Source organism: Microcoleus sp. B7-D4 (assembly GCF_036705125.1).
Taxonomy (GTDB): Bacteria; Cyanobacteriota; Cyanobacteriia; order Cyanobacteriales; family Microcoleaceae; genus Microcoleus.
Genome location: NZ_JAUBTT010000002.1, coordinates 128,926 through 136,238, shown reverse-complemented (window position 1 = coordinate 136,238; position 7,313 = coordinate 128,926). Strand labels below are relative to the sequence as shown.

3 protein-coding genes and 1 pseudogene are annotated in these 7,313 nt (G+C 54.9%); 1 reads left to right on the top strand and 3 read right to left on the bottom strand.

Features of this window, described 5'->3' with window-relative positions; translation table 11 throughout:
• Positions 1-1,125 (bottom strand): annotated as a pseudogene (locus QUB12_RS01315) (calcium-binding protein); the annotation flags it as partial.
• A 13-nt stretch (positions 1,126-1,138) separates the two neighbouring features.
• Here QUB12_RS01315 and QUB12_RS01310 point away from each other — a divergent pair.
• Positions 1,139-1,453 (top strand): hypothetical protein, encoded by a 315-nt coding sequence (locus tag QUB12_RS01310; protein ID WP_333305109.1) that lies wholly within the window; start codon positions 1,139-1,141, stop codon positions 1,451-1,453.
• Here the strand turns inward: QUB12_RS01310 and QUB12_RS01305 are convergent.
• Both QUB12_RS01305 and QUB12_RS01300 read right to left on the bottom strand, forming a co-directional pair.
• The gene (locus QUB12_RS01305) at positions 1,446-4,700 is read right to left on the bottom strand and encodes an Ig-like domain-containing protein (protein ID WP_333305107.1); all 3,255 of its coding nucleotides are present in this window, start codon (positions 4,698-4,700) and stop codon (positions 1,446-1,448) included. The genes QUB12_RS01310 and QUB12_RS01305 overlap by 8 nt on opposite strands.
• Positions 4,701-5,085: 385 nt before the next feature.
• Positions 5,086-7,296, bottom strand: coding sequence for a recombinase family protein (locus QUB12_RS01300; protein ID WP_333305105.1), 2,211 nt, complete (start codon positions 7,294-7,296; stop codon positions 5,086-5,088).
• Between the last annotated feature and the right edge of the window lie 17 nt (positions 7,297-7,313).

Here is a 7,313-nt window from a genome sequence, read left to right as displayed (position 1 = left end):
GCCGCCCGCAGGAGCTGTCGAGCCGCCCGCAGGAGCTGTCGAGCCGCCCGCAGGAGCTGTCGAGCCGCCCGCAGGAGCTGTCGAGCCGCCCGCAGGAGTTGTCCCGCCGCTAGAAGGAGTTGTCCCCTCAATGGTGAAGGGATTGTCGTTTACGCGGGGTATTTGACCTGTAGTGAACCGAGATTCATCTAGCGAGTTCGATCGAACATCAATCAACACCGCCAAAAATTCCCCAGTTCGCCTGTCCCTAATAATCGTGTTGCTAGAATTCGAGCCTTGGCCCTGGAAAATTTCTAACTCTGTAAAGTTCAGACCTCCAGCCAGACCGATCGAATCTCCCGCCTTAAAATCTCTAATTACATCAGCATCGCCGATTTCGCTGCCGCCAGTAGTGAGAAACCCGTTGCTACCCGGCGACGTGCCCACCCTACCGAGAACAAAGATATCCGATCCGTCGCCTCCTGTCAGAGTATCCGATCCGCGATCGCCCGAAAGAACATCATCCCCAGCATCTCCAGACAAAGAATCATTCTCGTCGCCCCCGAAGATCAGGTCATCACCCTCGCCGCCGTCACCAGTATCGTTACCAACACCGCCGGTGATGACATCCCCGCCCTCCTGGCCCAACAAAATATCATTGCCCCGAGCGCCGATCAGGCAGTCGTTACCAGTGTCACCAAAAAGGGTGTCACTGCCCTTGTCGCCAAAAATCAGGTCGTCCTCGCCACCACCGCGCAGACAGTCATTGCCTTTACCGCCGTACAGCGAGTCGTTGCCTTCAGCACCCAAGACAACATCGTTCCCCTGGTCGCCAAAAGCTAGGTCATCGCCTTGGTCGCCAGAAACCAAGTCATCGCCTTTGCCGCCCCGCGCCGTGTCATTGCCGCGCCCGCCCTCAACAATATCTTTACCAGCGCCGCCGTTGAGAGAATCGTTACCGTCTTCGCCCCTGACTATATCGTCTCCGTCCCGACTCAGAAGCGTGTCGTCGCCGCCGCGCCCGGAAATCGTGTCATTGAACAAGCTGCCGATTAAATAGTTACTGCCGTCATTTGCGACAACTAAGCCATCGACAAAAAGTGGCTGTGGGGGAGGGGTTGGAACTGTCAGAGGTGGCCGCGGCACCGGGGTGATCGAAATGTCCGGGCCCGTCCCCGTCATCCCTGTCGAAGTCCCCGTCATCCCTGTCGAAGTCCCCGTCATCGTTGTCGAAGTCCCCGTCATCGTTGTCGAAGTCCCCGTCATCCCTGTCGAAGTCCCCGTCATCGTTGTCGAAGTCCCCGTCATCCCTGTTGAAGTCCCCGTCATCCCTGTTGAAGTCCCCGTCATCGGCGACGGTGCCGGGGACGGCGACGGTGCCGGGGACGGCGACGGTGGGGGAAAAGCTACTGGTACTGCACTTGGCATTGTTCCGACTCCTTGCGACGCTACTCAAAAACTAACTACTAAATAAACTTAAAGTCAGATGCAGTAATGACGGTGCTGAGGGCTCCCGGCACTGTAGGAATAGAATTCAACACTCCCAAATCGAAAGCTGGGAGACTGTCATCTGCCACATTCGGGTCGAAGCCGAGAACGTACTTGTTAAAAGTATTGTTCAGGTACACGAAGAAAGCTCCTGTTTTGCTCGAACCCTTTTGATTCTTCAACACTGCATTTACTGCTTGAGCGTTATCAAATTTAGATTCAAACAAAATGACTGATTGCTTGCTGATGTCGTCGCCGCTAGACCCGATATTCCTGACGATAAAACTGGTGAAATCGAGAGTAGTTCCTGAGTTGGTTAAACCCGCGAAATTTGACGATCTGAACAAGAATCTGTCGGTCTCGCTGCCGTTAGCGTTAAAGTCAGCAATCACGTCCACGCCTTCGCTGGGAGTTTCGTAGTAGAAGAAATCATTGCCAGCATCGCCGGTGAGCAAGTCAGAACCGACACCGCCACCCAAAATGTCATTGGCTGCACCGCCGGAAAGCGAGTCGTTGTCATCGCCGCCCAATACCAAGTCATTGCCGAAGGCGCCGCTGAGACAGTCGCTGCCGGCACCGCCGTCGAGAGTGTCGTCGCCCGCTTGGCCGTCGAGGGAGTCGCTGCCGGCCTCGCCCAACACGTAGTCATTGCCCGAACCTCCGAGTCCCGTGTCGTTGCCTTGTCCACCCAACATCGTTTCATCGTTGTCGCCGCCCAAGATGGAATCGTTATTGATACCGCCATCGACCAAGTTTCTGCCCAGTCCACCGTCGAGGATGTCGTCGCCTGCACCGCCCTCAAGGGAGTCGTCGCCAATGCCACCAAGTAAGGTGTCAATCCCGGCGCCACCAAGTATCGAGTCCTCGCCGGATTCTCCCAACATCGAGTCATTGCCTGTTCCGCCGTCAATGGTGTCGTTGTTGTCACCGCCCAAGAGGTTGTCATTGTCATTGCCGCCGAACATCAGGTCGTTGCCCAGCCCGCCGATCAGCGAGTCTATGCCGTCTTGGCCGTCAACGGTGTCGTTGCCCAGTCCGCCGTCAACGGTGTCATTGCCGATCGCACCCACCACCGAGTCGTTGCCTGCTTCACCGAATACGACGTCGTTGCCGACACTGCCATCGATGATGTCGCTGCCGTCGCCCCCAGAGAGGGTATCGTCGCCGGCCCCGCCGAGGATGAAGTCGCTGAGGTTGCTGCCTGTAAAGCTGCTGGCCGGGAGTGCGCTGCGATCGACAATATTATCTACCACCGTGATGCTGAAGGATGTCGGCCCGATAGTTGCAGATCCGTCGGAGGCTGTAAACGTGAAAGTGTCGCTGCCACCTGCTGCCAGCAAGTTGTATTTGACGATGTTGTTATTGATATCGTCTTGGGTGAATTTGCCGCCCACGTTGAGAAAGGTGCTACCCCTTTGGACAAAACCTCTGGTAGCATCGGGAGCTTTAGTAATCGTGTAAACGATTTCCAAGGGGCTGTTGTCGGGATCTGTGACTAACAAATCGGCGGCAGTGATTGTCTGGATAGGATTACTTTTGGCAACCACCACACCGTCGTTAATTATTAGCTGCGGCGGGCTACTGACGTTGATGGTTACTACCGCCTTACTTGTGCCGCCGCTGCCGTCTGCGATCGAGTAGCTGAAGCTGTCAGTACCCAAAAAGCCCGGATTCGGGGTGTATTTGAATACGCCACCGCCCACGGGACTCACGCTCCCTTTGCTTGCTGGAGTAAAAGTCGTGACAGTCAGAGCGCTTTGTTCCTGGTCAGTGTCGTTCAACAGAACGTTGAAACTGAGTTCTTTACCCGCAACCGTGGTGAAGTTATCGTTAACTGCTCTTGGAGGTTGGTTAAAGATGGGCGTCGGGAACGTCGGCGGCGGACTTCCTGTCGGCGTCGGACTTCCTGTCGGCGTCGGACTTCCTGTTGTCGGCGTCGGGAACGTCGGCACCGGCTCTGTCGGTGTGGGCGGTGTCGGACTTCCTGTCGGTGTCGGACTTCCTGTCGGTGTCGGACTTCCTGTCGGTGTCGGACTTCCTGTCGGTGTCGGTAGGGGAAGGGGAGTTGCGCTGCCGGGAACTGTGGGGGCAATTACAAATGAGCTTCGCCCTAGGGTTCTGCTGTCTACTCCAGGCAATACTGCTAAAAAGTCGCCGCTGACGCCGTTGCGAATAATCGTACTGCCGGCTTTCGTCTCAGTGCTTTGGAAGATTACCAAATCTTCAAACTTGAGGTCGCCGGTTAACCCGATTAAATCTTCGCCTTGGCGAAAGTCTGTGAAAATGTCGGCATCGGCGATATCGGGGCCGCCTGTGGTGAGAAATGCCGGGTTAGTGCCGTCGCTGCTGCCGCTGGGGGAACTGAAGGCGCCGATAACGAAGACATCTCTGCCTTCGCCTCCTGCGATTATGTCTTTGCCTGCTTCGCCCCAAAGAACGTCGTTGCCAGCACCGCCGTCCACGATGTCATCACCGTCGCCGCCGAATACGATGTCGTCGCCGTCGCCGGAAAAAAATGTGTCCCCGCCGGCGTTTCCGTATAGCCAGTCGCCTCCTTCGTTGCCAAATAGCAAGTCTTCGCCGTCGCCACCGAAGAGCGAGTCGTTGCCTTGGTCGCCCCACAGGATGTCGTCGCCTCGATCGCCCAAAAAGCTATCGTCGCCAGAACCCCCACGCAAGCTGTCGCTGCCTTTTCCCCCATAACCCGTGTCTCTGCCTTCGCCTCCGATTACCGTGTCGTTGGCGTCATTGCCGTACAGCAGGTCAGGGTTATTTGCCCCGTCGAGGCAGTCGTTGCCTTTGCCTCCGTACACGGTATCGAGTCCTGAACCGCCGTCGAGAACGTCGTTCCCTGGCGCGCCGAACAGCACGTCGTCATCATCGCCCCCGAATACTAAATCGTCACCGTCGGCTCCTTGGAGGTTGTCGTTGCCTTGCAGCCCGGAAATCACGTCGGGCCCGGGACTGCCAACTAAGGAGTCGTTGGTTTCTGTGCCGCGGACTACGCCGCCGATGATTCCGGGCGAGGTACCTTGGCCTCCGCCCCCTGTGTCGTCTATGTCGCCAATTGTGTCGTCCCCGGAGGGAGGTGTTGGAGGTGTTGGAGGTGGTGCTGGGGTTGGAGGTGTTGGCGGCGTCGGAGGTGGTTCTGGTGTTGGAGGTGGTTCTGGTGTTGGAGGTGGTTCTGGTGTTGGTGTTGGTGGTATAATTACTGCTGGCACTGCACTTGGCATTATTTTGGCTCCTTTAAACGACGACGATCCCGATTAACTTTAAGAACTGATTAGTATCAGTTTGTTGCCACAAATCTGGCTTAAAATTGATTAATAACCCCATCATTTCTAACATACTAAATCAAAACTGCAACGGCTATAGATATTTTTTAAGCGGGGCATCTTTTGATATCAAAATATTAATGATTGCACGTTTTGATGCCTAGGTTGGGTATACTTTAATATCGCGCCACTTCGATATATAACCTAGAATTCCGGCTGGGAGTCAGCCCAGTGTATTTATCCAGAAGCCGAATAAATAAAAATCTTCGCCGTCAGAATTTTTTCTTTCCGAATGTCGAAGGCTGAATACAGATGTGCCCCTTGCCAGCAGAAGCCGACTGTCTTATGCTGACTGCTGACAAGAAACAGAGCTGTTAATTAGGGGCAGAAGCGGCCCGGTTTGTTCTTGTCCACTGACGGATAGTTCGCTGTGGCAAAGGTAAAGCAGGGAACAGCGACTTAACAAATCTAGCAGAATTCGCCGCAGCCGCTGTTGGTCTGCCGCCGTTTCCTCTTCGGTTTCCCAGGGGCGCCCCAGTTGCGATCGCAAAAATAAGGGAGCACCAAACAATGTCGCCGCACCACCACTCAGCCACAGGGGCGAGCCGGCATCCAGCCAAAAGTGCCATTTGTGGGCGCGGCGGCTGCTGCGGTACTGGAAAATGTTGGCGAGGGTGACGGCCCTGGCTGCTGGGCCTTCGGGACGCACTGGAAAGGGGTTGGCGGTGACGGTTCCTTGGCGCAACAACTGGATGAACCGGGCGATCGTTTCTGAGTCGCCGCCGTTTGTGGGTTCTACGCGCTGCATTCGCCCGTTGATTTCCCAGTAGTGGGTGGCGGTTTCCATTAACTCGCGCAGGGCTGCTAGCCGATCGTAGGGCAGGTATCTGTCGTTCATGAGAAATTTCTGGATTGCTCGATCGAGTAGGGCAATTGGACTCGGCAACAGCCGCTCCTGCTGTTGCGATCGCTGTTGTTCGATCCACTCCACAATGCGATCGTAGGCCCTGGCTGCTCGGTGTCCCACTCTGTCCCACCGGGGAAAGGCTGTAATGGGCAGCAATTGAGGTCGATCGATATCTGGGCAAAAACAGTGATCGGCGATTAAACCGGCTCTCACTTGGTCGATCGATTTTTGATTGTGAATTTGAGATTTTAGATTGAACGTCGAGTTGGAATCTTCTGTTTCCAATGAACTGTGTTTCTGGCTGCCCAACACTACCAGCATTTCGGCTGCGCCGTCTCGATCGACTAAACGGCCGAGTCCGGGATAAACTAAGGCTAACAAAGTCAGTAAAGCTCGAATCTCTGGGGTAGCCGAGAGGGGACGCTGATCGTTGAGAGATACGGCGGCGATATTATGTCGCGCCAGAATTTCCGTTAAACTGTAACGGGCGATCGCATCCATCCCAGGGGCAATTACGGCGATTTCCTGGGGTTCCACGGCTTGTGACTTCACCGCATCCACGATGATTTCGGCGGTTTCTCGCAGCAGTTGAGCCCGGGAAGTGGTTTGGAGCGATCGAACTTTACCGGGCAAACTCAAGCCTAAAGGATAAAAGCCCTCAGTATTAACTGCTAAACTTACCGCTAAATCTCCAATCTCTGGGGCTAAACCGGCTTTTGCGTCCAAATTTACCACGCTTTGACAGCGGCTTTCGAGTCTGGCTAGGTATTCCGTATCAGCCCCCAAGCCCAAACGCACTCCTCCATCTGGGTTGTAGGAGAACGCCCCCGCCGCACCGAAGTCGAGCATTCGATCGAACAAATGGCCACTGATCGCGGGATAATCGTCAACATCGTCTGCGATCGCAGCTTGATATCTAGAGGCCAAATGCTGCTGGTAGGTGGCATCCGGCAACAAATAGCGCCAGTAGAGTTCGCAAACAATCCCGTAAGTCAGGAGCCCCCGCGTCAAGCACCACTCCCGCCACCTTTCCAGCAACTCTCCCATGCTAGTCCACAGGTTGTTCGAGCCGCTGTCACCAGCAAATCCCTGTTCCAGAATGCTGGGAATCTCTTCTCTCGGCGTACCGCTGACAGCAGCAAGTTGTAATAAGTCTAGTGTTCGACGCACCATTCGGTTTGGACTGACCCCTGTTTTTTGCAAAATCCCTTCGTCTAGTTCGCGACGCCAGAGTCTCGCGGCAAGTTCCAGTTCTGTTTCAGGTTGCAGCCGCAGGGGAAATTGAGCCCTCAAATCCAGCGACTGAACTAGCAGCGGCCAAAATAGCAATACCTCCTGCTCAAAAAAACCGAAGGGCGTTGTGGAGTGAAAGGTATATTTTCCTTCGGTAGCGACGGCGATGCGATCGGCCAATTCTAGCCGGTTGTCTCCGTTAGCTGCTAAGACTAAAATTGCTGGGGCAGTTTGTCCAGCCCGCCGCCGCCCGGAACTAGATCGCCCTGAAACTGTTGTGGGCAAAGGCTTGACCGTTTTGCTCCAAATGCAGAACTGCTCGACTAAACGAGTGGTTTTACCGCTGCGGGCAGATCCGACAATCCAAATTGAATCCGAGACCTCGGTTCCCAATTTATGTAAATTTGTTACCATACTGTGAATACTTTAAT

Coding starts and splice junctions, on each gene's coding strand:
- QUB12_RS01300 (WP_333305105.1), bottom strand. CDS start 7,296: ATGGTAACAAATTTACATAAATTGGGAACCGAGGTCTCGGATTCAATT.
- QUB12_RS01305 (WP_333305107.1), bottom strand. CDS start 4,700: ATGCCAAGTGCAGTGCCAGCAGTAATTATACCACCAACACCAACACCA.
- QUB12_RS01310 (WP_333305109.1), top strand. CDS start 1,139: ATGTCCGGGCCCGTCCCCGTCATCCCTGTCGAAGTCCCCGTCATCCCT.